Source organism: Brucella oryzae (assembly GCF_041929965.1).
In the GTDB taxonomy this organism is placed as follows: Bacteria; Pseudomonadota; Alphaproteobacteria; order Rhizobiales; family Rhizobiaceae; genus Brucella; species Brucella oryzae.
In genome coordinates this window covers 1-816 of sequence record NZ_JBHEEO010000070.1, presented here as the reverse complement: position 1 = coordinate 816, position 816 = coordinate 1, and the positions used below count along the sequence as shown (strand labels likewise).

Sequence of the window (816 nt, the reverse complement as noted above, 5' to 3'; positions counted from 1 at the left end):
GGCTGTGTCGCAAAATTTTCACTTCTTCTGAGCTATGTGAACGACGGTGCGTATAACTGAGTGAGGCGGATGCGAATGACAGTTGATTTCAAAGGGACGCATTTTCCCAAAAGTGTCATCCTGAATGCTGTTTTCTTTTACGTGCGCTATCCGATTTCCTATCGCGACCTTCAGGAAATTCTGGCCGAACGGGGTGTATCCGTCGATCATGCTACTTTGAACCGGTGGGTTGTTCGCTACTCACCGCAGATCGCAGCACAAGCTCAGATGCGCAAGCGCCCCACAGCCCGCTCCTGGCGTGTTGATGAAACTTATATCAAGGTTCGTGGTCAATGGACCTATCTGTACCGAGCCGTTGACCGCGATGGCCAAACACTTGATTTCATGCTATCTGAGCGTCGGGATCTGGCAGCGGCACGCAGATTTTTCAAGAAAGCCATCACTACCAACGGCGTTCCTGAGAAGGTTGTCATTGACAAGAGCGGTGCCAATCTGGCTGGGTTGCAGGCCGTCAACACGATCCTGAAGTTCACAGGCACGAGCGCCATGATTGAAATCCGGCAGATCAAGTATCTCAATAATATCCTTGAACAGGATCATCGCTTTATCAAACGGATCACCAAACCAATGATGGGGTTCAAAGCGTTCCATTCCGCATCGGCCACCCTCGAAGGCATCGAAGTGGCACACATGATCCGCAAGAACCAATTCGCAAATGCCAACCGCTCACCATTTCAGACATTCGCGCAACTCGCAGCATAAGTGCGTCCAGAGATAAGAGCGCTTCTATCCTTCTCAAAACTTTGCGACACTGCC

The 816-nt window shown here is 50.6% G+C and carries 1 protein-coding gene; it reads left to right on the top strand.

Features of this window, described 5'->3' with window-relative positions; all coding sequences use genetic code 11:
* Positions 1 to 75 precede the first annotated feature (75 nt).
* Complete coding sequence (locus JNC70_RS22770) at positions 76 to 762, top strand: IS6 family transposase (RefSeq protein ID WP_374789056.1); 687 nt, start codon at positions 76 to 78, stop codon at positions 760 to 762.
* The last annotated feature ends 54 nt before the right edge of the window (positions 763 to 816 follow it).

Bases quoted from the DNA above. Each gene is read 5' to 3' on its own strand.
- JNC70_RS22770 (WP_374789056.1), top strand. From the start codon at position 76: ATGACAGTTGATTTCAAAGGGACGCATTTTCCCAAAAGTGTCATCCTG.